This window comes from Arcticibacterium sp. (genome assembly GCF_055134445.1).
This window is the reverse complement of the sequence record NZ_JBSRVI010000148.1, coordinates 1-26729: the sequence shown is the minus strand read 5'-3', so window position 1 is coordinate 26729 and position 26729 is coordinate 1. Positions and strand designations below refer to the sequence as shown.

Annotated in this window: 25 protein-coding genes and 1 pseudogene; 21 read left to right on the top strand and 5 right to left on the bottom strand. The window is 38.3% G+C overall.

Going from position 1 to position 26729, the window contains the following annotated elements; genetic code table 11:
- The 3 genes and pseudogenes from ACTBZY_RS19265 to ACTBZY_RS19255 form a co-directional block, all read left to right on the top strand.
- A pseudogene (locus ACTBZY_RS19265) lies at positions 1-191 on the top strand (hypothetical protein); the annotation flags it as partial.
- A gap of 164 nt (positions 192-355) precedes the next feature.
- Entirely contained in the window at positions 356-814 is a 459-nt protein-coding gene (locus ACTBZY_RS19260) for a (2Fe-2S)-binding protein (protein WP_463047998.1), read from the top strand.
- A gap of 187 nt (positions 815-1001) precedes the next feature.
- Positions 1002-3131 carry a xanthine dehydrogenase family protein molybdopterin-binding subunit gene (locus tag ACTBZY_RS19255; protein WP_463047997.1) on the top strand — a complete coding sequence of 710 codons (2130 nt, stop codon included), beginning with the start codon at positions 1002-1004 and terminating at the stop codon, positions 3129-3131.
- Positions 3132-3255: 124 nt separating this feature from the next.
- Here the strand turns inward: ACTBZY_RS19255 and ACTBZY_RS19250 are convergent, their stop codons facing one another.
- A complete protein-coding gene (locus ACTBZY_RS19250; protein WP_463047996.1) occupies positions 3256-4344 on the bottom strand; it encodes a Gfo/Idh/MocA family protein in 1089 nt (362 codons plus the stop codon).
- 10 nt (positions 4345-4354) lie between these two features.
- On the bottom strand, positions 4355-6055 hold the full coding sequence (locus ACTBZY_RS19245; protein WP_463047995.1) for a GMC oxidoreductase: 1701 nt from the start codon (positions 6053-6055) through the stop codon (positions 4355-4357).
- Between the two features lie 789 nt (positions 6056-6844).
- Between ACTBZY_RS19245 and ACTBZY_RS19240 the strand changes: the two genes are divergently transcribed.
- The 5 genes from ACTBZY_RS19240 (at position 6845) to ACTBZY_RS19220 (ending at position 13123) form a co-directional block, all read left to right on the top strand.
- Positions 6845-8275: a CotH kinase family protein gene (locus ACTBZY_RS19240; RefSeq protein ID WP_463047994.1), complete on the top strand. Its 1431-nt coding sequence runs from the start codon at positions 6845-6847 to the stop codon at positions 8273-8275.
- A 190-nt stretch (positions 8276-8465) separates the two neighbouring features.
- Positions 8466-9098 (top strand): hypothetical protein, encoded by a 633-nt coding sequence (locus ACTBZY_RS19235; protein ID WP_463047993.1) that lies wholly within the window; start codon positions 8466-8468, stop codon positions 9096-9098.
- Positions 9099-9381: 283 nt separating this feature from the next.
- Positions 9382-11097, top strand: a complete 1716-nt coding sequence (locus ACTBZY_RS19230) for a purine-cytosine permease family protein (protein WP_463047992.1) — start codon at positions 9382-9384, stop codon at positions 11095-11097.
- 21 nt (positions 11098-11118) lie between these two features.
- The gene (locus ACTBZY_RS19225) at positions 11119-12594 is read left to right on the top strand and encodes a mannitol dehydrogenase family protein (protein ID WP_463047991.1); all 1476 of its coding nucleotides are present in this window, start codon (positions 11119-11121) and stop codon (positions 12592-12594) included.
- A 262-nt stretch (positions 12595-12856) separates the two neighbouring features.
- Positions 12857-13123 carry a hypothetical protein gene (locus tag ACTBZY_RS19220; protein ID WP_463047990.1) on the top strand — a complete coding sequence of 89 codons (267 nt, stop codon included), beginning with the start codon at positions 12857-12859 and terminating at the stop codon, positions 13121-13123.
- A gap of 298 nt (positions 13124-13421) precedes the next feature.
- Here ACTBZY_RS19220 and ACTBZY_RS19215 read toward each other — a convergent pair whose 3' ends face one another.
- The 3 genes from ACTBZY_RS19215 to ACTBZY_RS19205 form a co-directional block, all read right to left on the bottom strand.
- The gene (locus tag ACTBZY_RS19215; protein WP_463047989.1) at positions 13422-13631 is read right to left on the bottom strand and encodes a hypothetical protein; all 210 of its coding nucleotides are present in this window, start codon (positions 13629-13631) and stop codon (positions 13422-13424) included.
- A 122-nt stretch (positions 13632-13753) separates the two neighbouring features.
- Positions 13754-14362, bottom strand: coding sequence for a dihydrofolate reductase family protein (locus tag ACTBZY_RS19210; protein ID WP_463047988.1), 609 nt, complete (start codon positions 14360-14362; stop codon positions 13754-13756).
- 388 nt (positions 14363-14750) lie between these two features.
- Positions 14751-15161: an SRPBCC family protein gene (locus tag ACTBZY_RS19205; RefSeq protein WP_463047987.1), complete on the bottom strand. Its 411-nt coding sequence runs from the start codon at positions 15159-15161 to the stop codon at positions 14751-14753.
- A 386-nt stretch (positions 15162-15547) separates the two neighbouring features.
- Between ACTBZY_RS19205 and ACTBZY_RS19200 the strand changes: the two genes are divergently transcribed.
- The 13 genes from ACTBZY_RS19200 to ACTBZY_RS19140 form a co-directional block, all read left to right on the top strand.
- Positions 15548-16843: a sulfatase-like hydrolase/transferase gene (locus ACTBZY_RS19200; RefSeq protein WP_463047986.1), complete on the top strand. Its 1296-nt coding sequence runs from the start codon at positions 15548-15550 to the stop codon at positions 16841-16843.
- A gap of 84 nt (positions 16844-16927) precedes the next feature.
- Positions 16928-17689, top strand: coding sequence for a YHYH protein (locus ACTBZY_RS19195; protein WP_463047985.1), 762 nt, complete (start codon positions 16928-16930; stop codon positions 17687-17689).
- On the top strand, positions 17689-18246 hold the full coding sequence (locus ACTBZY_RS19190) for a toxin-antitoxin system YwqK family antitoxin (RefSeq protein WP_463047984.1): 558 nt from the start codon (positions 17689-17691) through the stop codon (positions 18244-18246). The genes ACTBZY_RS19195 and ACTBZY_RS19190 overlap by 1 nt, the downstream gene beginning before the upstream one ends.
- Positions 18215-18868: an SCO family protein gene (locus ACTBZY_RS19185; RefSeq protein WP_463047983.1), complete on the top strand. Its 654-nt coding sequence runs from the start codon at positions 18215-18217 to the stop codon at positions 18866-18868. The genes ACTBZY_RS19190 and ACTBZY_RS19185 overlap by 32 nt, the downstream gene beginning before the upstream one ends.
- Positions 18869-19037: 169 nt before the next feature.
- Positions 19038-19799 carry an SDR family oxidoreductase gene (locus ACTBZY_RS19180; RefSeq protein ID WP_463047982.1) on the top strand — a complete coding sequence of 254 codons (762 nt, stop codon included), beginning with the start codon at positions 19038-19040 and terminating at the stop codon, positions 19797-19799.
- A 2-nt stretch (positions 19800-19801) separates the two neighbouring features.
- On the top strand, positions 19802-20707 hold the full coding sequence (locus tag ACTBZY_RS19175; protein ID WP_463047981.1) for a helix-turn-helix domain-containing protein: 906 nt from the start codon (positions 19802-19804) through the stop codon (positions 20705-20707).
- 844 nt (positions 20708-21551) lie between these two features.
- Positions 21552-22139, top strand: coding sequence for a diheme cytochrome c-553 (locus tag ACTBZY_RS19170; RefSeq protein ID WP_463047980.1), 588 nt, complete (start codon positions 21552-21554; stop codon positions 22137-22139).
- 189 nt (positions 22140-22328) lie between these two features.
- On the top strand, positions 22329-23012 hold the full coding sequence (locus ACTBZY_RS19165; RefSeq protein WP_463047979.1) for a KilA-N domain-containing protein: 684 nt from the start codon (positions 22329-22331) through the stop codon (positions 23010-23012).
- Positions 23006-23167 (top strand): hypothetical protein, encoded by a 162-nt coding sequence (locus tag ACTBZY_RS19160; RefSeq protein ID WP_463047978.1) that lies wholly within the window; start codon positions 23006-23008, stop codon positions 23165-23167. Before ACTBZY_RS19165 ends, ACTBZY_RS19160 begins: the two co-directional genes overlap by 7 nt.
- Positions 23168-23422: 255 nt before the next feature.
- Positions 23423-23671, top strand: coding sequence for an outer membrane beta-barrel protein (locus tag ACTBZY_RS19155; protein ID WP_463047977.1), 249 nt, complete (start codon positions 23423-23425; stop codon positions 23669-23671).
- Positions 23672-23882: 211 nt separating this feature from the next.
- Positions 23883-25859 (top strand): hypothetical protein, encoded by a 1977-nt coding sequence (locus tag ACTBZY_RS19150; RefSeq protein WP_463047976.1) that lies wholly within the window; start codon positions 23883-23885, stop codon positions 25857-25859.
- Positions 25846-26043, top strand: coding sequence for a DNA modification system-associated small protein (locus tag ACTBZY_RS19145; RefSeq protein ID WP_463047975.1), 198 nt, complete (start codon positions 25846-25848; stop codon positions 26041-26043). Before ACTBZY_RS19150 ends, ACTBZY_RS19145 begins: the two co-directional genes overlap by 14 nt.
- A partial coding sequence (locus ACTBZY_RS19140) for an AAA family ATPase (protein WP_463047974.1) occupies positions 26030-26729 on the top strand: 700 nt, incomplete at its 3' end. The genes ACTBZY_RS19145 and ACTBZY_RS19140, both read left to right, overlap by 14 nt.

The following is a 26729-nucleotide window of genomic DNA, read 5'->3' as shown; positions in this document are numbered from 1 at the left end:
GACGCTCTTCCGATCTTGAAAAAGTAGGCTATGCTCAAATGGACACATTGGTCAGTAATTTAAGAATAAAAGTGAAAGATATGGCTCCTATTATTTCCTTTTTGAACGCACTTAACGACCCAAATTTTGACAAAGAAGTACCTGTGAAGGTACCTAGTGGCTTACCTGTTGGAGGTGAAATTGACTTATAGCCAGCGATGCAACATTTTCTCTTAAAACGTTTCTATAATAGCTACACCTAGGCCAGTTTCATCCTTAGGCTTAAGTCTTTTAATCTAAGTATGCTCGACTAATTTTTTGCATTCAATTTTAAACCGTGTAAATTGTATTACCATCTCAATCCTTTAAATGTCATATGGCAGAAATAAAACTAAAAATTAACGGTCAAAACTATCAAACGGAAATTGACCCTAGCACTCCCTTACTATGGTATTTACGTGAACACGCCAACCTAGTAGGCACGAAATACGGATGCGGCATTGCTCAATGTGGAGCTTGTACCGTGCATATGGACGGCAACCCCATTCGCTCCTGTGTGATGCCAATATCTGCTGTGGCAGATGCAGAAATCACCACTATAGAAGGTCTTTCAGAAAACGGAGATCACCCTGTTCAGGAAGCATGGAACGAGTTAGATGTACCGCAATGTGGCTATTGCCAAGCTGGTCAGATGATGACCGCTTCTGCTCTTTTAAGAGATAATAAAAAACCAAGCGATGAGGAAATTGAAGCGACCATGTCTGCACATATCTGCAGATGCGGAACCTATCATAGAATTCATAAAGCTGTGAAATTGGCTGGGAGTAAAATGTAGCTTCGAGTACCTCGGCTACTAGTTCGAGTACTACCGCTTCGAGATCCTGACTCCGAGTCCTTGTTTGCAGACAGAAAGTCTCAGCTAAAGAATTTCCGTTGACGGAAGTACATCCAAGTCAGCAGTTGAACGAAAGCATCTAATTCCAATTTTTATCTCTGCTGAAAGGCAGGCAAAAAACAGAAAAATGAACAACAAAAATACAAGAAGAGATTTCCTGAAGTCGGCCTCTATTCTTACTGGAGGGCTGGTGATAGGATTTAACACGATAAATAAAGCCATTGCGGCAGAGGTGGTTAGTCCATCCGCTATAGGACAGGAGTTTAATGCTTTTTTAAGCATAGCTCCAAACGGCAAAATCACCATCTATTCACCCAATCCTGAGATTGGACAGGGCATAAAAACTGCCTTTCCTGTGATAGTGGCAGAAGAATTAGATGTAGATTTTAAAACCGTAGATGTGGTACAAGCCAACTTCTCTGATAAATTTGACCGCCAACTTACAGGTGGTAGTGGTGCCATCAAACACTCTTGGGATAGATTAAGAACTGCGGGTGCCACCGCCAGAGAACTTCTTAAAGAAGCTGCAGCCAATAAATGGGGCCTAGCAAGTAGCACCTTGAAAACCGAAAATGGTTTTGTAATAAGCGAATACGGAAAAAGATTAAGCTACGGTGATCTGGTAGAAGATGCCACAAAACTAACACCGCCTAAAGATGTTCCTTTAAGAGATGCCAAAGATTACAAACAAATAGGTGGCTGGCATGCCGGAGTAGACAACGCCGACTTGCTGGTAGGAAAACCGCTTTATGGCATAGATTTCAAAAAGGAAGGCATGGTGAATGCTCAAATACAGCGACCAACCGCCTTTGGTCTTAAACTGAAATCCTTTGATGCCACGGAAGCTCTTAAAATGCCCGGCATTATAGACGTGGTTTCTTTTAATAATAACGTGGCCATTGTAGGAAAAACCACTTGGGAGATCATGCAGGCTCGTAAAAAAGTGGTCATTAACTACGAACAAGATGGCGATCTAGAAAGCTCAGCCGACCATAATCGTATTTTCACTGCTCAGATGAAAGATCCTAATAGTGGCTCTGTGATGCGAAAAAATGGCGACCCAGAAGCAGCTTTTGCGGCAGCTGATAAAGTCATAGAAAAGGAATACCAATGCCCTTTTTTATCGCACAGCCCTATGGAGCCTATGAATTTTTACGCCAACGTAAAAGCCGATGGTACGGTGGAACTGGCTGGTCCAACCCAAACACCTGGAAGAGCGGTAGGTTCTATCTCAAAACTTTTAGACATTCCTCAGGAAAAAATCTCTTTAGAACTCACGAAAATGGGTGGTGGTTTTGGTCGTAGACTAGACGATGGCTACGCTGTAGAAGCAGCACATCTTTCTAGCATTATTAAAATGCCTGTGAAAGTGACTTGGACCAAAGAAGATGACATTACAGGTGGATACTACAGACCAGCTGTAAGATATAAATTCAGAGCCGCCATAAAAGATGGCAAAATAACGGGGTATGCTTTAAAAGGCGTAGGTATGAACACCGGAAACTGTACCCGTCAAGACAACTTCCCGGCCGGTGCCATTGACAATTTATTGATTGAATCTGTAGATTATAAATCGCCCATTACCACAGGACCGTGGAGAGCACCTATCACTAACTTTTTAGCTTACGCAGAACAATCTTTCTTAGACGAAGTGGCTACCTCGCTTGGAAAAGACCCTGTAAAAATGAGATTAGAGCTACTAGATAGAGTTATAAAAGACCCCGTGGGTCAAATCACCTATGAACCAGAAAGATTCAAAGTAGCCATAGAAATGGCCGCAGAGAAATCTCAATGGGGAAAGAAAAAAGGTGTTTCTCAAGGCTTTAGTGTGTATTTCTCACATAACTCCTATGTGGCACAGGTAGCAGAGATGAAAACGGTAAAAGGAAAACCAACGCTCACCAAAGTTTATGCCGTGACAGATTGTGGTATAGTTATCAATCAGTCTGGGGCACAAAACCAGATATACGGTGCCATAGTGGATGGAATAGGCCATGCCATGTATGGAAAACTCAGTTTCACCAAAGGTGAGCCAGACCAAAAGAATTATGACACCTATAGGCTTATTAGAATGAACGAAATTCCTGAAGTGGAAGCGTTTTTTGTGGACAATGGAAAATCACCTACAGGACTGGGCGAACCCGCTCTACCACCTACAGGCGGAGCCATAGCCAATGCCATAGCTGCAGCCACAGGAAAACGTCTTTATAGCCAGCCGTTTAATGAGGCAGACAAGGCCGTGGAGAGTTATATGTAGGACTATTAAATGTAAAGTGTTTGATATTATTTTTTTTTGAAATCCTGCCCTTCTGGGCAGGATTTCTTTGTTCAAACCAAGCTTATACAGCTATAGGCTAAAGAATGGAAAGAGATTAGGGCTACTATCCCTCCCTCTTTTTCCAAAGTTTATAAGGTTTGTCAACATCGGTATGAAATGGCAGGAACACTTTCTTATTCGTTCCAGCCGATTCGTAAGCGGCAAAAATCAATTCTAAAACCGCTTTTCCATCTTCACCCGTCACTAAAGGGGTTTTGTCGTTTTTTACGCAGTCCACAAAATGGGCCATCTCCTGAGGAAAACCGTAATTCCAAATCTCTTCGTACATGGTAAAACTCCAGCCTACCGTATTACCTGCCTTTTCTACGGCATATTCTACGCCTTTGGTACTGTAAGTCTGAATGGAATTTCCCTGCAGCACATCGGCATAGGCTACCCCTTCTGAACCATGGATTTCGGCTTTATCATCCATACCGCCTAGTTTGGTCCAACTTTCTTCAGCTAAGCCAATGACACCATTCTCAAATTCCAAAATAATAATGGCATTATCGTCACCTATCGTTTTATCGGTATGCACGCTCGTGCTCATTTGAGCATAAACAGATTTCACTGGGTTGTTTTTATTAAGCCATCTAAAGAATTGCAAGGCATGGCATCCCATATCCATAGTAACACCTCCGCCAGATCTTTCCACATCCCAAAAATGATCGGCGTGTGGGCCATCGTGCTTTTCAGACTGCTTTAATAAAACCGGTCTGCCAAGTGCACCTTCATCTAACAAGGCTTTCATTCTCACATATTTGGGCGTAAAGCAGAGCTCTTCTGCGTACATCAGTTTCACTTCCGCTTTTTTACAGGCTTCTATCATGATATCGGCTTCAGCCAGGCTTACGCATAATGGTTTCTCTACCACCACATGCTTTCCAGCTTTAGCAGCTTTTACAGTAATATCACAATGCAAGTTATTTGGGGCACCAATCACTATCATATCTATTTCATCCATGGCTAAAAGCTCATCGATGTTTGTAAAGTGATTTGGTATGCCATGGCTTTCGGCAAAAGCCTTTGCGTTTCCTTTGGTCGGAGACATCACCGCTATTATTTCTGCATCAGCCACCGTTTTTAATGATTCCACATGAATGGTGGATATAAACTGCGAACCTATAATTCCAACACCTATTTTTTTATTCATTTTCTGTTCTTTATAAATTTCCGTTTTTAAATTCTTCTGCTGCAAAAGCTGCTGCTCGGGCCGTTAATGCCATGTAAAGTATCGAAGGGCTTTGGTTTCCTGTGCTGGTCATGCAGGCCCCGTCTGTCACAAAAACATTTTTACATAAATGCAATTGATTCCATTCATTCAGTAAAGAATTTTCGGTATTCTTCCCCATTCTTACGCCACCCATTTCATGAATATCAAGCCCCGGTGGTTGTTTATTATCTTCTACATGAATGTTTGTACAACCCACTTTTTCTAGCATTTCTTTGCTTTGTATCAGAAAATCCGCTACCATTTTGTCATCGTTTTCATCATATTCTACATCCGTCACTAATAGCGGAATACCCCATTGGTCTTTTTGGTCTTTACTCAGATAAACGCGATTGGTTTCTTTTGGGATGGTTTCTCCTTGCATATACATGTACACCCGCCAATCGCCTGGTTCAGATAATGCCTCTTTATAAGCCGCACCAAACTGTTCTTGGCTATCGTCCAATTTGTTTTTTCTTTTACGATAAGCTCCTGAAAACGTAGTATAACCTCCCACAAAATCCATATCCTTCTCTTTCAAGTTTCTAAAATTGGCTAAAATAGGTTCAGACGGATTTCTTCCGAAATAGTATTTATCTTTAAAACCCTCCATTTTTCCACCCGAATGCCCTCTATAGATGTGGAAACAAATAAATTTACCCAATAAACCATTATCATTCCCCAGTCCATTTGGAAAACGTTTTGAGATGGAGTTCAGTAATATCAAATTGGTATTAAGAGCAGATGCATTCACAAAAATGATGCGAGCTTTGAAAATCATTTCCGCTTTAGTTTCGGCATCTATCACCTTTACACCGGAGGCTTTTCCAGTGACTTCGTCATAAATGATAGAATGCACCACAGAGAATGGGCGAATAGTCAAATTTCCTGTTTTATCGGCCCAAGGTAATGTAGAAGAAACGGAGCTAAAATACCCTCCGTAAGGGCAACCCCTCATACATAAATTACGTGCTTGGCACTTCCCACGTCCTTGCTCTAAATGTATTTCCTTAGGTTCACTTAATTGAGCCCAGCGACCTTGCACCAAATGTCTGTCTGGGTAATGTTCCTTAATTTTATCGCTAACATGTTGTTCTACACAATTGAATTCAAAGGGAGGCAAAAACTCACCATCTGGCATGGCTTCAATACCGTCTTTATGCCCACAAACGCCCACAAATTTCTCTACATGCGAATACCACGGAGCTATATCTTCATAGCCTATGGGCCATTCTATTCCATACCCATATTTATGCGGTGCTTTAAATTCGTTATCGCTCCATCGCTGGCATGCTCGCCCCCACGTTAAAGACTTCCCTCCTACCTGATAGCCTCTAATCCAATCAAAGGGTTTTTCTTGCACATAGGGATGATCTGCATCCTCAATAAAAAAATGAGCAGTATCTGCTCCAAAACCTGAGGCTTTTGTAATTAAGGGATTTTCATCTACAAAGGCTTTACTCATACCACCTCTATATTTAAAGCCCCAGGGTGCTTTGGTGGCGGTGGGGTAATCTTTCAAATGCTCCACATTTCGCCCTCTTTCCAGTACCAATGTCTTAAGTCCTTTCTCGCATAATTCCTTGGCAGCCCAGCCGCCAGAAATCCCAGAACCTATGACAATGGCATCATAAGAATCTTCTATATCTTTCATCAGTTGTTACAATAGGGTTAATACCACAATATAATGGCTTAAAATTCCATTCACCAGAAAGACGGGTTTCAAAAGCAATAATTAGCCAAAAAGGGTTGATTTATAAAAACTCAAAAACATACCCAATTTACCTAAGCGTATTCCAATTCCTAGCATTAATTCTCAAATAATATAGCTAAATAAATGAACAAAATACAGAGGCATGTGCTATGGCGGAGTGTAACATAAAATAGCCTATCTTAAATATGCAAAACAGCCCTGATTATAAACCATTGTTGATTTGACAAACTATGCTATCGTAAGGAGAATAGAAATTATTACAGCCTAATAAAATAACCAATCTGGTCTCCATTTTAACATCAACTCAAAAAACTGCCTAAATACATGTTTCCAAAAAGCACAGGAAACCCCATCTTTTCAGTTTGTTTTGTGGTTAAGGGGCAATGAAGATTATAAATAAAATCGAGCATATCATCTTCCCATTTTTTAGAAGCCTCAACCTTATTATGTTCAAACATCTCGAAATGGTGCGTTTAAATATTGCAATCTAAAACACTTATAATAAACCAAATTCACAACAAACCACTACTTTCAGAAGGTAAACCTATTGCTTTAAAAACGAGAACAACAGCCATTGTTATAAGTTTAAAGAACTAATCAAGACTACTTTCAAAGACCACAAGGCTCAACCAGAGCTTTAGTATGAATAAATATATTTCGGCCAAGCCGCAAGTTTTTCATAGCAAGCGTATCTAAAGAAAACTTACGAATCAATTAAAGAAAAACAATATGAAGTTCAATAAAATCCTGCTCTCCATCTTTGCCCCTCTAGTCTTTTTAATCATGGGCTCTACTGTATTTTTGGCTTGCTCAGAAAGCAAAACCTTGGTAGATCCAGATGTAGAGGTAGTAGATGAAGTATTTGATGATACCGCTTTTGACGCCACCGACTGGACGGACCAAACCCACAGTAAATCTGGTGACCCAGACTACGACATGGTTTTTAATGACAACGAAGTTCAACGTATCGATATCGTTATAACAAAAAACAGATGGAACAGCATGTTGACCGACATGACCAGTAAATATGGCTCTTTTGGAGGCTCTGGAGGTGGCGGCGGACCAGCAAACTCATCTATTGAGAATCCGATATTTGTACCTGCCGAAGTATTTTATAATGGCAAAGAATGGTATCGCGTTGGGGTTAGATTTAAAGGTAACTCTAGCCTACAGTCTACCTGGAGAAGTGGAAACCTGAAATTATCTTTCAAACTGGATTTTGATGAGTTTGAGGACGAATACCCACAAATTAACAATCAGCGTTTTAATGGATTCAAGAAATTGAGCCTTAAAAACAACTATAACGACAGCTCTTTTATGAGAGAGAAAGTAGCTGGCGATGTTTTCAGAAATGCCGGTTTGGCTGGAGCACATACGGCCTTCTATGCGGTTTATGTGGATAATGGTGATGGTCCTACCTACTTCGGTCTTTACACCATGGTGGAAGAAATAGGTGATACCGTGATAGATGACCAGTTTTCTTCTGATAAGGGAAATTTATATGAACCAGACGGAGACGCTGCCAGTTTTGCCAGCGGTTCTTATGACATCAGCGAATTAGCGAAAGAAAACAACGAGGACGAGGCTGACTTTACAGACATAAAAGCTCTTTACGACATTATAAACGACGGCTCAAGAACATCAAACGCCGCCGCTTGGAGAACGAAGCTAGAAAGTGTTTTTGATACAGACGTATTCCTGAAATATTTGGCGGTTAACACCACCATCCAAAACTGGGATACCTACGGCAGAATGACGCATAATTACTATTTATATAACAACCCTGACAATCATTTATTGACATGGATACCTTGGGATAATAACGAGGCTCTTCAAAACGGAAACCAACAAGGTTCTTTAAGTCTCAATTTTTCAAACCTTTCCACTAATCAGTGGCCTATTATAGGTTATCTATATCAGCAAGACGTTTACAAAGCTAAATATGATGCCTACTTGAAAGAGGTGATAAACGGAGCTTTTGAGCCAACGGCCATACAAAGTTTATATAGCCAGTATCAAACGCTCTTAGAACCATATGCCACTACGGAGCGTCAAGGTTATACCTTCTTAAGAAACTCCTCAGAATTCAGTACGGCGGTGAACACCTTAAAAACACATGTCCAAAGTAGAAAAACAGCAGTGGAAGCCTATTTAAAATAAGGTCTGCCTAAGTTCTATTTTTCATTCAAAGAATCCTGCCATTTTGGTGGGATTCTTCGTAGTTTAGCCCCCGAAAAAGACCAAATATTAAATAGTTACTTCCGGTAATCTTCATATTTATCCGACGGAATGTCTATAAAGAGCTATGGAACATAAGGTCTATTCGAATATTAAGGACGAATAAAAACCTATGAAAAAAATAGTACCCTATAAAAGCATTGATGAAGCGATTCTTTCGCTGGATAATGGAGGGCGTTTTTACAACATTTTAACCAGAGCGGAAGATGGCATCATATCTGAATCTGAACTCGGAAAAATAGCAGGGCTATTTAATGATAAGCAACAAATGATTCTGTTTTTGGAGATATCCATCTCAAAATTGGATGAAGAAAAAAGAAACACCATTCTTTCCAAACTAGAAGAAGGGCTGAAACAGACTTATTTAAAATACAAGCCCTTCCAATTACTACCCTCTGAAGCCCAATCGAAAGGAAGAATAGGCTCCAACTGCATTATAACTGGCGTCCCAAAACTAACCGAATCCAAAAGTGAATTTATTGGATTCATAATGGTTCCTGTTTCTACTGGAGAAGTAAGCACTTTTTCCATGATTCCATTAATAGATTTGTACGACGTGTATGAATTAAGAGACGAGGCCTCTGATGATAGCTTTCTTATTGCACATGCTAAAGGCGAGAACAGGCTTCCGAATAGAAAGATAAAAGTTGCTGGGGTATTGAAAGAATTAAAATCAGATGAAGAAGAAGTGGTGGCTTCTAAAAAATTCCTTGAAGCCGTTTACCATTTAGAAACTTATTGGTAATCCTAAGCAAGTTGGTCGCTGTATAATAAAATTTAAGAGCGTTTATGATGTACACAAAGTCATCTTATAAGCTTTATTTCATACTTAAATGGCTATTCCTTTTAATTTTAATACTATCTTGGCCGCATAATTATGTCATATAAATCAAGGTTAAGTCTTATTTGGCCTCTCATTCTTAAAACGATTTGATGAAGTATTTCACAGAATCCGACGAATTTACCGCTCTGACCATAACCTATTTTAAACAAACCTCTACCTAAAAAAAAACGATTTCTCCTCGCTTATGAAAGAAAAAAACAACTTTCACGAATTTGACAAAATAGACGAGGAACAGCTGCCTGTTCCAAAACACAAACTCCATGATTGGACACATTTTGCAGGATTATATGCTGCTGAACATGTAGCTGCCACAGAATTTGTCATAGGGGCCACGTTTGTAGCTTTAGGAGCCAAAACCATGGATATCATCTTGGGTTTGCTCATTGGTAATGTTTTGGCGGTATTAAGCTGGACATTGATTACTGCTCCTATAGCTGTAGATACACGTCTTAGCCTCTACACTTACCTCAATAAGATTGCGGGTAATTCCATGTCTAAGCTTTATAATTGGGCCAACGTCTTAATTTTTACCGTAATATCTGCCGCTATGGTGACGGTTTCTGCCACGGCTGTTCGCTTCGCTTTTGATATTCCTGCTCAGTTAAATTGGTATCCTACCAATGTATGGTTTGTACTCATCGTAATTCTGGTGGGTTTATTCGTAGTTGCAGTTGCTATTTATGGTTTTGATGCCGTTACTGAGTTTTCAGGTATATGTGCTCCATGGCTCTTCACTATGTTTGCCAGTGGTGCATTGGTCTTATTACCGGCTTTATCTTTAGATGTTTTAGGAAAAACACTTCCTGGCAGTTGGGCAGATTTATTGAGTATCGGCGACCAGTCTATATGGACAGGTGTAGATAGTCAAGGCGAACCTGGTATAGGATTAATGCAAGTTATTGGCTTTGGCTGGGCGGCCAATACCATTACCCATTTTGGATTGATAGATATGGCATTGCTACGTTATGCCAAAAAGAAATCCTACGGCTTAGCCACAAGCACAGGAATGATGTTTGGTCACTTTGTTGCTTGGATAGCCGCTGGAATTATGGGTGCTGGTGCCGCCGTAATTTTAGGAAAATCTATTTTAGAACTAGACCCAGGAGATGTCGCTTATTATGCTTTAGGTTGGTCTGGGTTCGTTATTGTGATTGTGGCAGGCTGGACCACCGCCATCACCAATCTTTATAGAGCAGGTTTGGCAGCACAGGCTATTTTTATCAATAGATCTAGAAGAACCACCACATTGGCGGTAGGTACAGCCATGGTCATCATTGGTTGTTTTCCATTTGTGTTTTCCCAAATTTTACCATTATTAACCTACGCAGGATTATTGGTAGTACCCGTTGGAGGTATCGTTTTTGCGGAGCATCAAATTTTCCCAAAAATTGGATATACCAGATATTGGTCTAAATATCAGGATTATACGAAAAGTATGCCAGCCATTGCCTCATGGATTCTAGGCCTCATCTTTGGCTTTGGTTTGAATATGCTGGACGTGATGTCTTTCTACTACCTGTTTATTCCTACTTGGATTTTTACCATCATCGTCTACACCCTATTGGCGGGTAAATATGGAGCCAAAGCAAAGTTTCCTGAAGCAGTAGCCGAGGAAAAAGCCTTCAATGAAAACGTGGACCTTTATCACCAAGATATGGCCAGTAATGAGCCTCATACGATAAAAGACAAGTCCGTTTTCTCAAAAGTGTTGAGCATAACTGCCTTAACGTCCTTGGCAGTCACTTTAGTTTTAGCAGGCAATGTGCTATTTGGAAGTCAAGACGAAAGTTTATACATCTCCAATCGTGAAATATTCTACTTCTATGGCTTTATATGCACCTTGGTTTACTTCATAACGGCATATTGGGCAATGAAAAGAGGTAAAATGACAACAGTTTAAATTTGTTTAGAAAGAAATAAAATGGTATTAAATCAAGAAAATCTCGCTAGTTTCTCATCTCAAATTTCTTGTCCTACTTATGACAGGAAAAAACTTAAAACAGGCATAGTTCATGTTGGTGTTGGTGGTTTTCACCGTTCTCACCAAGCCTATTATATCCATCAGTTATTGGAAAAACATAATACCCTAGATTGGGGTATTTGTGGCGTAGGTTTACGCGAAGGCGACAGAAACATAGCCCAAGTTCTTAAGAAGCAAGATTACCTGTATACGCTTATTGTGCAGCACCCTAGCGGTGAAGTCAACACGGAAGTCATAGGATCAATGAATGATTTTATTTTGGCTGTGGACACACCCAATTTGGTGATTGATAAGATGGCCCATGCCGACACTAAAATTGTTTCGCTGACCATTACAGAGGGGGGGTATAATTTTAACCCAAGTAATGGTGAATTCAATTTTGAAAACCCAGATATACAGCAGGAAATACAAAACCCAGATAAGCCTAAAACTATTTTTGGCTACCTAACTGCGGCATTGAAAAAACGAAAAGAAGCAGGACTGCCTGCTTTTACTGTTTTATCTTGTGATAATATTCAGCATAATGGAGATATGGCTGCCAAAATGCTATTGGCTTTCGCCCAAAAACAAGATGCTGAACTAGCAGCATGGATAGAAGAAAACGTAAGTTTTCCAAATACCATGGTAGACCGCATTACGCCAGTAACGACCTCCACAGAAATAAATTACCTAAAGGAAACTTATAATCTAGAAGATGAATGGCCTGTAGTATGTGAGCCGTTTATTCAATGGGTGGTGGAAGATAAATTTGCAAACGGAAGACCTCCGCTAGAAAAAGTAGGCGTTCAGTTTGTACCAGACGTGAGCCCGTATGAAACCATGAAGATTCGGCTTTTAAATGCTGGGCATTCAGTTTTAGGCATTACAGGAGCTATACATGGTCATGCTACCATTAACGCGTGTATGGAAGATGCGGCATTTGCAAAGTTTATGCGTCAATACATGGACCAAGAGGTTACTCCTGTTTTAGGCACGATAGAAGGAATGGATTTGGAAAAATACAAAGACAGCTTGGAAGAGCGTTTTGCCAATCCTAATATCAAAGACAGTGTAGGGCGAATCTGTTCCGAAAGTTCTGCCAAGCTTCCTAAGTTTTTGATTCCTACCCTTCAAGAAAATTTAGCAAGTGGAGGAAGCATTGATTTTGCCACCTTTGTTTTGGCGGCATGGTGTTATTATAGCGACAAAGGCATCAATGAAAAGAATGAGCCATTAGAAATTATTGATTTCTTTAAAGCGGAATTGCATCAAGCTGCAAGTAGCGGAGATGATGATAAACTAGCATTCTTGAAGCTTACAGAATTATTCGATAACCTTATTGACAACGAACGTTTTGTGAGCAAATACAAGGAGTACATTCGCAGCATTTATAAAGAAGGTGATATTAAGAAGTTGATAGAGGGCTTGGCTGCTTAGATGTTAGTTTTCTTTCTGCAATAGAAGAAATTTCATTGCCGAGAGGGCCGATGAGTCCCTCTGAATAGGATAGAAAAAATAATTCGTTTGGCCTTTTTTTATGGACACTTTGAAATCCTGCCCTTTTGGGTGGGATTTTTTTGTTGTATTGACCGAATAATAAATTTCCATATGATAGACACAAAAAAAAGACACTTTGCTTTAACTTGGTGAAAACTATCCAAATGACTCCTAATAATTATCCATCCAAATAACCTTCGCCATGAAAAGAAAAAAATATTTAATCTTAACGGTTTCAATGATCTTATTGTGCTCACTATTAGCTTGTGCCCCAGAAGGTCACTCGAATAAAGAATATGGCTTTTTCGGTGGTATACTTCATGGTTTATGCTTCCCTTTTGCCATACTGGGGAAGATATTTGGAAGAGATGTAGGAATCTATGCAGAAAACAACACTGGCTTCTTCTATTGGATAGGCTATGTAGTTGGACTAAGCGGCCTAGGCGGAGGAGCATCCGCTAGAAGATAGTATTAAGCGGTTTAATAATTCAGAGACGTTGGTTTGATGTTCAAAACTATATACTGCTCTGACAGGACCGGTGTGGTGATAAAAAGCCTCTGGCTTTAACAAAATGCTCCTTTCCCAAGCCGCTACGGCGACTCTAAATTCTATTAGAAAAGATTTTTATACTCGCCAAAACTATACGCATGAGCACATAATTGAGCCACTGAATTGATACCTATATCCATTTTTGCTAAAATGCGGTCAGGAACTTTTAATAGATTTTTTGTGCAAATACCTTATGATGTATACTTTATATTCGGAGTCAATCCAAAACAGCACATTGATAACTGTTCGAAGTTAGAATGTCTTTAATGGTTTCCGTAGAAATATTATTTCCCTCCACTCTCAAAATTCTATCGCAATCCTCTAAGTCAAAATTTATTTTGTATGTAGGAAAATACTCAGCCAGCTTAAGTAAAAGCATTTTTGCTTCTCTTTTTCGCTCCACATTTGTTTTAAATACTTCCACCATTTTAAGTAACAAATAATTTACTCCGTTTTCCCTTATATCGTCACATAAATTTCCATGTATGACCAGTGGCTAACGAGTCCATATTTTGGCCTTTCACCCATAATTTTCATCAATTTAAAGCCTCAAACCGTTTTATTTGAGCCGATTGTACCTGTTTCTACTTTTCCAGCCCGCTCATAACTCACTAGAATAACTCCCTTAGTGGTCACCACACTCTCCGTTAATTTAAATGCTGCTGGGATAGGCCCATCACCAAATATTTTTTTTCCTTTTCCGAGTGTTAACGGGTGAATTTTGAGCCTAAGTTCGTCTACCAGATCATTCTTAAATAACAGCTGGATAAGCTGGCTACTGCCCCAAACTTGAATGTCAGCACCTTCTGATTTTTTGAGTTTTTCAATATCCGCAAGACTGTTTATAAAAACCGTATTCTTCCAGTCCGACTTTTCCCTTGTTTGGGACATCACATATTTGGTACCCTCATTGATGCCTGGCCAAAAGTCTGCATTCGCTGGCCAAAAGTTTTCCCAAATCTCAAATGTTTTTCTACCCAAAAGATACGCCGCAGGTTGCCCTAACTCTTTTTCCACCACTTTACCATAAATTTCATCATCATAGGGAGCAACCCAACCGCCATATTCGAAACCGCCGGAAGTATCTTCCTCAGGTCCACCGCCTGCCTGTAATACGCCATCTAATGTTATCATGGATAAGACAATGATTTTTCTCATTTGTTAGTCGTTCTTGTGTAATTGAGTAAGCCGTTATTTCTGTGTAAGGTCGTCAAAAAGCATCTTCTAAAGGACGTTTGCTTTGCCGTCGGCTGAAAGTATTGTGTAACAAGGTTCCATTGCTTCGTCGCCACTACAATGGAGACCAACATTTCCTAGTATATGTTCTTCTTCTCGCACAATCCGCAGCCATAATTATAAGACCTTCATTTATAAGTGTGGCGTGTAAAATACTATCTTTCATTTTTACTGGGATCTTATCTGACCTAGAAGGTTCGCCAATAATTTGAAACGTGAGTTCACTGCTTCAACATTCCTTGTAAAATGTCATTTCTTGATGGCCGTTTCCTTTGAAGCTTAAGTAGGAATTGATGTTTATATTTAAATATTAATTGGCCTCCGTGTAAGCTTTAAAACTGTTCAGAATCGCTTGCCAACCACTCTTTTGCATCTCAATTGGGTTTTCACTTTCGGGGTCAAAAACAACAATTATTTCCGTTTGTTTATCTAAATCTTTGAATTCAACAGCTACTGTTCTACCTTCAAAAGAATAAGAAAAGCTTTCTCCCATTTTTATGTCATCGTAAATAGCTTTAAAATCAAAACCAAAACTTCCATCTTTAGCTTCCATTCTGGCGAGGTATGTTCCTCCTACTTTCATGTCGTTGCTTGCCATGGGACAGTGCCAGCTTGGGTCAGCAAAATTCCATTTTGTAATATGCTCAGGATTGGTGTAGTAATCCCAAACTTTATTTGTGGCTCCATTTATAGTCGCAGATACCGTTATTTTGTTCCTCATTTGAATGATTTCTTAGTTTAACGATACAAAGATGCGGTACTAAATTGAAAGTTAAGAATAGTGATAACGACAACTTAGGGGGTTGATTACGACAAACTTATTTTCTATGTCTGCTCCTGAAAAATGTATCCATTCTTGTTCCTGAATCCTGCGTGATACACGCCAACGTTGACCCGCAGTATTAGTTTACTACCATAAATCGGTTCTTAGCCCTGTCCTGGAAAAAAACCTTTCCAAGGTGTCATTGGTTGGCTTTTACAAGGAAGTAAAACTGAAATATGGGATCATACAGCGGAACAGAAAAGCTTATGATAAGTAGAAAATCACGAAGCCCGTTAAACCTATACAGAGAAATTCAGTCTGAGCAAGGAATCAATTTCCTTTAAATGCTATTTCGATATATCCTTTCCGCTCTATTTTCGGCAATTTTCTTATTAAAATGCAAAAAAGATGCTCCTACAGCCACTACAGAGCATATAACTTCAAGACCCAATATCTTACTGCTCATAGCAGACGATATGGGAAAAGATGCCTCTTTCGGTTTTTCTGAAGGCAGTATTAAACCGAACACGCCGAATTTGAATAACTTAAAAAACGCAGGCCTAAGCTTTAGTAATTTGTGGGTAAACCCCACCTGCTCCCCTACAAGGGCATCTTTACTAACTGGCAAATATGGCTACCGCACAGGCGTAAAATGGGCGGGCGACCTCCTTTCCGAGTCTGAAACGGTTTTACAAAACTATATCAATGAACAAACCAATAATGCCTATGCCACAGCAGTGGTGGGCAAATGGCATTTGTCAGGAAACAGCCCAAACATCAACCCAGAGTCATTTGGTATAGATTACTTCTCAGGAATAGCCAGCGGTACAGTTCCAGATTACTATAACTGGACCCTCAGTGAAGATGGCTCTTCTTCTACTCAAACGGAATATTCTACAGCATACCTCACAGATTTGGGTATTGACTGGATAGGGCAACAAGAAAAACCATGGTTTATGTGGATGGCCTATAATGCTCCGCATATTCCTTTTCATACCCCTCCTAGCCATATGCATTCACAAGGAACGCTGCCAGAATTCAAGAACGGCATGGATGGCACGCCTTATTATATGGCAGCTATAGAAGCAATGGATTTCCAAATAGGTAGACTGATAGCGGCTATTCCGCCAGAGGAGCTAGATAACACCATCATCATTTTTCTTGGCGACAATGGAACCCCGAATCAAGTCGCTCAATTTCCCTATTCCACTCGGACAGCGAAGGGTACCTTATATCAAGGGGGTATTAATACACCCATGTATATTAGCGGAAGTGGTGTTAGCCGAACAGGCATGGACGATAACCTCATTTGTGGCACCGACCTCTTTGCCACCATTGCAAATTTGGCAGGAACGGAAGTCACAGAAATAAACGACAGCAAAAGCTTCGCTTCTTTATTGTCTTCCTCTAGCACCATCCGAAACTTTCAATATTCTGAAATGAATGATGGAAGAACGGATGGCTGGGCTATTCGCAACAAAACCTATAAACTCATCACAAACGCCAACGGAAATCAAGAAATGTATGATCTCATGAGCGACCCATACGAAACCATGGACTTATTATCAGGAACACCGAATAGCACACATTTAGCTGCAAAAACAGCTTTAGAAAATGAATTGCGACAAATAAGGAAGTAACGTCTCACGAAAAAAACGGTCACTTGCTTTAAACCTAAGCCCAGAATTAACGTCTTATTAACCTATTTAAAAATCTCTTTGAAAATGAAATTCAATAAAAGTTACCGCTATCTAGCCATACTCTCTTTTTTCACCTTTATGAACTGCAGTAAAGATGAGGACATCACTACGCCTTCAAACCCAGATTCCAGTTCAGATGTTCCTGCGGTATATTCTAAAATTTATGGGGCTACCAGCGTTACTAGTGACGGCACTTATATAACGATTAAAACAAGCGGCACGCCAGACCATAAAAGTGTTTATTACCCGAGCTCTAGTGCTTTATTCGAAAACTTTAGCGGCACCACATTTGAAGGATATACTTTCAAGAAAAACCCAAATACCATTGCTACGTTTGATTATTCTTTTAAAATCCCAATAAAGCCTGTCGTAGCCACCAATCATGCTGCCACACCATTAGGAGCCATTGGTGTTTCGCTAAACGGCGTTCCTTTTTTTAATCAATATGCTGGCCCAAATCAACCGCTTACAGATGAATTTCAAAGTTTTGATAAATATTGGGGGCACCCTACCGCTAACGGAACCTTTCATTATCATATAGAACCGCTTTACTTAACCACCGTAACCGCAAGCAAATCTGCCTTACTTGGTTTTCTATTAGACGGATTCCCAGTTTACGGACCAGAAGAAAACGGTTCTGCAGTGACTGGTTTAGACCAATTTCATGGTCATGCTCATGCAACGACAGATTATCCTGATGGCATTTATCATTATCATGTAACCAACTCTGCTCCATACATCAATGGAAATGGATTTTATGGAAAGCCAGGAACTGTGACGCAATAATGAGATACTATTATTTAAGTGCCGTAGTGCTATTGCTTTATGCTTGTAAAACAGAAATTCCGGATTCCTATATTCTGAAATCTAGGGTTACTAATGCGGACAATTTCCTTTATCTGAATGACAAAAAATACACGGGCTACGTCTACGAATTACATCCAACAACTGGCGATACGTTTCTTTTGGAAGGTTATCTAAATGGTTTGAAAGAGGGCACTGCAAAGAAATGGTATGACGATAAAAGTTTAATGGAAGTCCGTCATTACGCTAAAGGTGCAAAAAATGGACAGCAAGTAGCCTTTTTTGAAAATGGCAATAAACGTTTTGAATATACCGCCAAAAATGACGCCTATGAGGGTGAAATGAAGGAATGGAATAATGCGGGACTGCTCATTCATTTGGCTCATTATACCAAGGGACAAGAGGAAGGCACGCAAAAACTATGGTATGATAACGGAAAAATCAGGGCCAATTATGTAATTATGGACGGTAAGAGATTTGGATTATTAGGAACAAAAAATTGTGTCAATGTATCGGATAGCATTTTTATTAGTAAGTAGTATTTGGCTTTTAAGCTGTCATGAAAAAGAGACAGAAGGCTTAGCCTTGCCGTATTATAACGACCCTACTTTTACGCCAGTTTTTGTAAATGAAACTTCAGATGTGTCAGCGGAAATAACACATACCATCGGTGATTTTGAGTTCTTAAATCAGGACAGTGTTTTGATTGACCAAAGTATCATTCAAGATAAAATTCATGTGGCCAATTTCATCTTTACCTCCTGTGGCAGCATCTGCCCTACCATGACAGAGCACATGAAAATGGTGAGTGATGAGTTTAAAGATATTGTGCTTTTATCGTATTCGGTAACGCCTTGGATAGACACGCCAAGTGTTTTAAAAGCCTACAAGAAAAGCCACGAAATAGAAAACGAAAACTGGCAATTTCTTACGGGTTCAAAAGCTGACATTTACGATTTAGCCAGAAAATCCTATTATGCCGAAGAGGATATTGGCTTTAGCAAAGACAGCACAGACTTTTTACACACGGAGCACTTTATTCTGGTAGACAAAAGCAAAAGGATTCGTGGTATATATAATGGCACTTTGGCTTTTGAGATGGAGCAGCTGATTGAGGATATTAAAACGTTACAGCTGGAAACATCGGCAAAAATAGATTAATGAGCTTTAGAGAGCGTCTGCCAAAGCAATACCTTGGTCTAGAAATCATTTGACTGTAAGCTTTTACTCAAATTTTGACATTTATGCATATTAGCTACAATAAGCATAGATTTGGATACAAATGTATTTCCGATGCTACGGACATTTGTAGAAACAAAATTTAAACGAAATGTCAAATAAAAAAATAGCCTTGCTTACGGGTGGTAGCCGTGGTTTAGGCAGAGATATGGCCCTAAATCTTTCTAAAAAAGGAATTGATGTCATAATCACCTACCATACCAATGAGTCTGCAGCAAATGAGGTACTAAGCGAAATAGAGCAAAATGGTCAAAAAGCAAAAGCTTTCCAATTAGACACTAGCAATGTCGGCCAATTTGATGCATTCTTCACAAACCTTTCGGCATACCTGACAAGCACATATGGCAGACCAAATTTCGATTTCCTTATCAATAATGCAGGAACTGGCGTTTACAAACCCTTTATGGAAACTACCGAAGAGCAGTTTGACAGCATGGTCAATATTCATTTTAAAGGCGTATATTTTTTTACTCAAAAAGCGGTACCGCTATTAAATGATGGTGCCCGCATTGTCAATATCTCTTCAGGCTTAACCCGGTTTTCTTTTCCTAATTCGTCGGCTTACGCATCGGCCAAAGGTGCGATTGAAGTTTTTTCACGATATTTAGCCAAAGAACTTGGTCATAGAAAAATAAGCTGCAACGTTGTAGCTCCTGGAGCCGTTGGTACAGATTTTGGTGATGGCGAAAACAAAAACAACGAGCAGAAAATAAAGGCCGTAGCCGGTTTTACAGCCCTAGGCAGAATGGGCGAACCAGAAGACATAGGTGGCATAGTCGCTTTTTTATGCACGGATGAGGCCCGATGGATTAACGGGCAACGCATAGAGGCTTCTGGTGGCATAATGTTATAAAGATGCAGAACAAGCTTAGAAAAATTGAAACCATTAGCGACTTCCATAAAATACGGGGGCTTGGTAGTCCCTTGCATCCCTTGGTAAGTTTGATAGATTATGGTCTTGCAAAACTACTGCCTGAGTATATAGGAGAAACTTGGCATTTTAATTTTTACTCTATCGGACTAAAAAGGAATGTAGGGGTACTTCGCTACGGTCAGCAGAAATATGATTTCAGTGAAGGCATTCTTTCTTTTATAGCCCCCGGGCAGCTGCTGAGCATAGAACCTCACCCAAATGCCGACCTGAAACCATCAGGTTGGCTGCTGCTTATTCATCCTGATTTTATCTGGAATTCTAGTTTGGCAAAGAGCATTAAAAACCATAATTTCTTTAACTATGCCATAAATGAGGCTCTTTTTATGTCTAAAAAAGAGGAGCAGCTTATAGAAGGTATTTTACAAAACATAGGTCAAGAAATAGAAGGAAATATAGACCACTTTAGTCAAAACATCATTATAGCCCAAATAGAGCTTTTACTGAGTTATTCGGAACGGTTTTATCAAAGGCAGTTTATCACCCGAAAAAAGAGTAACCATGAAGTTTTGGAACGCCTAGAAACACTCCTAAATGATTTTTTCAATGACGAAAACCAAGGACTGCCAACAGTACAATATGTGGCTGAACAGCTAAATTTATCACCCAATTATTTGAGTAATTTGCTCAAGTCTTTGACAGGACAAAACACCCAACAGCACATTCACGAAAAGCTGATTGAGAAAGCCAAAGAACAATTAGCGACCACTAATTTATCTGTAAGTGAAATTGCTTACCAGTTGGGTTTTGAGCATTCTCAATCTTTCAGTAAGCTCTTTAAATCAAAGACTAACTACGCTCCGCTTAAATTCCGTCAAACGTTTAACTGAGAAAGACACGGTTGCACAAACTGGGTTTTGATTTTCAAAAAACATTGCATTCCCTTATCTAAACTCATCCTGCCCATATTGGGTGGGAGTTGTTGTTGGAACGACCGAATAATCAAAAACTTAGATTTGCTTTTACCTTCTTCATAGAAAAAATAAAATGTATTCCGACATACCCCAGCCAGTGCAACCCGTCTTATTCATGGTATCTCAGTAAAGATTTTGACTCCATTGTCTTTCCACCTGCCTGTCCTCCTATCGGAGGAATAATCGGCAGACAGGGACGGGCTTGGGCAGCCCCGACTCCTTTTTGTTTAGGCAAAAACCCGAGACGTCGGACCGAAGTAAAAACCACTAACCAAAATAAACTCACACATTCAAAATTTCATTAACACTTTCCATGGTTAGATTAATATCATGATAAAATTTTGACAGTGTTTTAAACAGTATTTTGGCAATAAGGATTGTGTTCAATTCTATGATACCCTAGCGGGGTATAAGGTGAATAGAGATGGGTGCAACCCGTCTTGTTTAAGGTTTCTCAGTAAAGCATTTGGCGGAACTTTTGGCCTCTAAAAGCCAAAATTGTGACAAATAATTTAAGGGTTGAATTGCAGTCTATGAACCAGTGATGACTTTTAATTTTCAAATGGAACTTTCCTTAGTATAAAAATGAGTTACATCGACTCATCCTGCCCATTTTGGGTGGGATTTTTGGTGTAAGCCATCCCCAAAATGACCACTCAATAAAGGATGATCTAGTTGATAGTAATTACTGCTTTTATTGGATGTAATATTGTATTAATATACGACACGTATATCTTACCCAAAACAATTAGCCAAACCTGTGAAAACGAACAAATTTCTACTCTTGCTAACAAGCATTTCTTTTTTTATCATTTCCTGCTCCAATGAACAACAAACCGCAAGTGAAGAACCTGCCGAAATAGCTTCAAAACCTGAAGATGCTGTAAAACACGGGCTCTATCTGGTAACCATTATGGGCTGTAATGATTGCCATTCGCCTAAACAAATGGGACCGAACGGACCTGAAATTATTCCTGAATTAATGTTATCTGGCTATCCTGCGGAAAGGCCCGTTGTGAAGTTTACAGACCCTATGATTAAAGCTGGCTTTGCTATGCTATATCCTGACCTAACAGCAGCAGCTGGCCCTTGGGGTGTTTCATTTGCGGGTAATTTAACACCAGATGAAACAGGACTTGGAAACTGGACAGAAGCTCAATTCAAAAAAGCGATAACGGAAGGTAAATTTAAAGGATTAGATAGCGAAAGAATGCTATTGCCAACCATGCCTTGGTTTAACTACACCAGTTTGACAGATGAAGATGTATCTCACATTTTTGCCTACTTAAAGTCTATAAAACCTGTCAAAAACAGTGTGCCGGCTCCTATTACGCCAGATAATATGTAAACTAGCAAGTTTCAGAACCTTAATCTTAGCAATTAATCCTGCCCATTTGGGTGGGATTTTTTGTGTGGAATAACCGAATAATCAATAAATGAGATTTTGGGTGGTTTTATGTTTTCTAAGCTGGTAGTTTTATTTTTTTATAACTTAGAGCTTAAAAGTAACCTTAAAACCTATGCTATATCTAGAGTTATGAGCAAGAAAAATGGTAAAATAGAAGTAGTAGGTTTAAATGTTGGATTTACTACAATTCAAGACAAGGAATTTATCTGCATAACAGATATTGCAAAATATAAAAATCCAGAAGCTCCAGCTGACATCATTAAAAACTGGCTTCGAAATAAGAATACCATTGAATTATTAGGACTTTGGGGAAAAATAAATAATCCAGATTTCAAACTGGTCGAATTCGACCAGTTTAAAAATGAAGCAGGTTTTAATCACTTTGTGCTTTCTCCTAAAAAATGGATTACGACGACCAACGCTATCGGAATAACCTCAAAAGCAGGAAGGTATGGCGGAACCTTTGAACATTTAGACATTGCCTTAGAGTTCGCGTCTTGGGTTTCTGTAGAATTTAAGTTTTATCTGATAAAGGAGTTTCAAAGGCTTAAAGAAAAAGAAACTAAAACTCTAGACTGGGATGTAAAACGAAGCTTAACTAAGTTAAATTACCGCATCCATACTGATGCTATTAAACAAAATTTAATACCAAATAGTCTTAATAATAGTCAAACCGCAATGGTATATGCTACAGAGGCAGATGTACTCAATATGGCACTCTATGGCAAAACAGCCAAACAGTGGAGAGAAGAAAACCCTTCCGAAACTGGAAATATGAGAGATTACAGTAATGTCACTCAACTCGTATGTTAGCCAATCTAGAAAACCTAAATGCGGTATTTATAAATGATAATTTGCCACAAAGCCAAAGGCTTGTAAAACTAAACCAAATAGCCATTTCTCAAATGAAAATACTCACAGCAGAAAATACCATTAAAACAAGTGAAGCGTTGCCAGAAAAAAGCTAACTGTAGGTTATTAAACACTTGGTGTTCAACGTCAGATAATCTTTTTTTTCACACCACCCCTTAGACAGGATTTTTCACGCTTTGACCGAAGGCTACATACTGTCCCCTTGCGGAGTCTCCGAGAGGGACTCCGCATTTCTATAGTAAAAGCATTTGCTCAATTCCATTAATTAAACGCAGACCATTCGCGAATGAAAATCACTCATTCCAAAGAGTTAAATAGCTTAATTATAGCAAGCCAGAATCCCTAACGACTTGTCCTCCTATCGGCGGGTTAATCGGCAGATAGGGAGACTCTGGCTAAAGGGAAAGTCTAGGTTTTCTTTAGACTTAGGCCTTAAAAAGGCAATTCAAGACGGTAAAGGCGAGCTTTTTTGTAATGCAAGCGATTTGTTAAACACCATGATTATCAAAAAAGAAATACAAGGTGAAGGCTTTACCTATACCAGCGACGACTATTACGAAACACAGGTAATTAGAGTAGGCTATAGTTATAAGTTTTGATAAAACGCTGAGCCGCTAGCATATTTCATTCTAATTAATCCTGCCCATTGGGGGTGGGATTTTTTGTGTGGTGTGACCGAATAATCAATAAATGAGATTTTGGGTGGTTTTTGTTTTGGAAGGAGGTAATTTTAGTGGTATTAGGAAATATGTAAACGTTTATTTTAAGCGTACCAATAAACCACATATAAGAAGAAATTAATTTTTATACATGACCCCTTTTATTGAAAATATAAGTTTAAAAGAATTAACTTCTTCAGAAAAACTAAGTGTGCGTTCTACAAATCTTTGTGAGGATAATGGCCTAACAAATTTAGATGCAATCCTTAATTTCTTTTGGAAAAAAAATGGTTTTTTAAGTTTAAAGAATTGCGGAGAGAAGTCTAACAATGAATTAATTAGAGTATGTCGAAAGTTTGAAACTAACGGTTCAAAAGCATTCAGAAAGAAAACTGACAACCCAATAGAAAAAGTTATTGAATCATTAACCGTTAGACAAAAGAAAATCCTTAACAATTTAATCGCATCGGCAGCATTTAACCTATCAGTTAGAAGCCTTAACGCAATTGAAAGAATATCTGAATCAAGCTTAACGATTCGTGGATTGAAAAGTATTCTACTCAACGCAAATTACGACCTTAGACAAATTAGGAACATTGGGGACAAAACGGTAAAGGAATTACGCATATTCTTTAACGAAATCAGAGAGCAAATAGAAATCATAAAGCTTTTTGAAAATGACGAAGAATTAACAGTTGAGCTTTTCAATACTGTTCTATGCAGAATTTTTTCTTTAAATACTAACGATATAATCAAAATTTGGAATAAATATGACTCTGTCAATGGATTACCATTATTCAAAACACTAGATACTTTAATCTCAAATGGGTTTATTTATAAAGACAGAGAACTTGAGATATTTAAAAGGGGATTTAATTATTGGTCCAATTCTCAGACAGAAAGTATTGAACAAATAGCCTCTAATTTTGACATAACAAGAGAAAGAACTCGTCAGATTAGGAAACAAATGCTTCTAGAGTTTGAAAAACAATTTTCTTTTATAAAACTACTTGAATTTGATGCATTGAACTTATATGGTATTGATGTAGACGCAGATATAATATCTGTGAATGACAACTTAATCGAAGAAATTACACAAAAAGAATTTGTTAGATACAATGAAGTGTTTGTTATTAAAATTCTTTCTATTCTTCTAAAGCGAACTCACAAATTAATCGGCAATATTGAAAGTGTAGCTTTCAATAAATTAAAATACAAAGGAGCAGGCTCTAGGTGGAACTCACTTTATTTGATTAAAAGTGAAATTGAAGAATCTTTTGATTTTGAATCTCTTGTAATAGATATAAGGAAAAGACTTTCAGAAAGAATTGAAGAGGATTATTCATTTCATTTTGAAACATATTTAACTGCATTTCAGACGGACGGAGTTGAAATAGATTATTTTGTGATTACACAAATAACAGAGCATATTATTTTCAATGAATTCGAAATAAGTATTGATACATTTGACCAGATAACCTTCAGAAGGAATACAAAAAGGCAGGTAATTGAATATGTCTACGATATTTTAAAAGAAAAAAATGAACCATTAGATATTTACCATATTTATGAAACACTTATTTCGAAATATCCCAATGTGACAAAAAGTGCAGAAGCATTAAGGGGTAGCTGTCAAGGAGATAACAATCTCATATTTTTTGGAAGAAGTAGCACTTACGGTTTGCGTCGATGGGAAGACAATGAAACGATAAAAGGTGGTACAATTAGAAGTATCACCGAAGAATATCTCAATGATTTTGATGTGCCAAAACACATATTTGAAATAACTGAACACGTTAATAAATTTAGAGATACTAATGCTAAAAGCATAATCACTAATCTCAAATTAGATGAATCTTCAATATTTGTGTTTTTTAATCAATCATTTGTTGGATTGAAAAGTAAAAAATACGAACAAGAATATTATGATTTACCAAAATTCTTTGGTAAAAGTATTATGTGGTATATAAGAAAACATAATGAGATAACACAAGATAAATTGATTGAATTTATTCAATCAAAAATTAAATTGAATAGAAATGCAATAGTTCTTATTATAAAACAACTAGAGCAAGATAAGTACTTAAAAATTGATAATTTCAAAATCACCCAATATGATAGAAATTGAAAAAATAAAAGAAATGCAAATAGAGGAGCTAAATTCAATCTGCGAAAAAAACGGAGTTGATTTTAAGTCTATGGAAAAATTAGTTCAGTCTGAACGATTAAAAAAGCTGCAAAAGCGAAATCATTATATCCATCAAACTATTGATTCAGAAATTGAAAAAGCATTAGGAAATGAGAATAAGTAAGATAATTTTAGACAATTTCCGCCAGTACCACGGTACTATTGAGATTGATTTGCAGACACAAGGAAAACAAAACATTGTGTTAATAGGTGGTAAAAATGGTTTCGGTAAAACAAACTTTCTTATTTCCATTGTTTGGTGTCTCTATGGTGAGAAAATTACACAGATAGATGAAAGTTTTAAACGTGAAGTTCAAAAAGAGACAAACTATCAAAAGTTTATTAAACAATCATTGAATTGGACTTCAAAAGATGAAAACAACTCTGAATTTTCAGTCGAAATCCAATTTGAAGAAATTGATTACCCTGCTAGCTTAAAGGTTTCGGATAATAAGATTTTCATAAGAAGAGTATTTAATACTCAGAGAATTGAAGAAAAGGTATTAATTCTTAACTCTCAGGGTGAAGAATTATTTAAAGAACCTGAAGATAAAGTAAGCTTTATCAATGATTATCTGATTCCATTAGAAGCTGCAAAATTCGTATTTTTTGATGCTGAAAAAATTGCTTCATGGGCTGAACTTTCAACAAAAGATGAAGGAAATGTTTTAAATGATGCATTAGGTAAATTACTTGGTCTTGATTTATATGAAAATTTGAAAGAAGACATATCAGTTTATAGCAATGATTTAAAAAAGGAGGGAGCAGATACTAATATTAAAGAACAAATAATAAACACTGAAAAAGCAA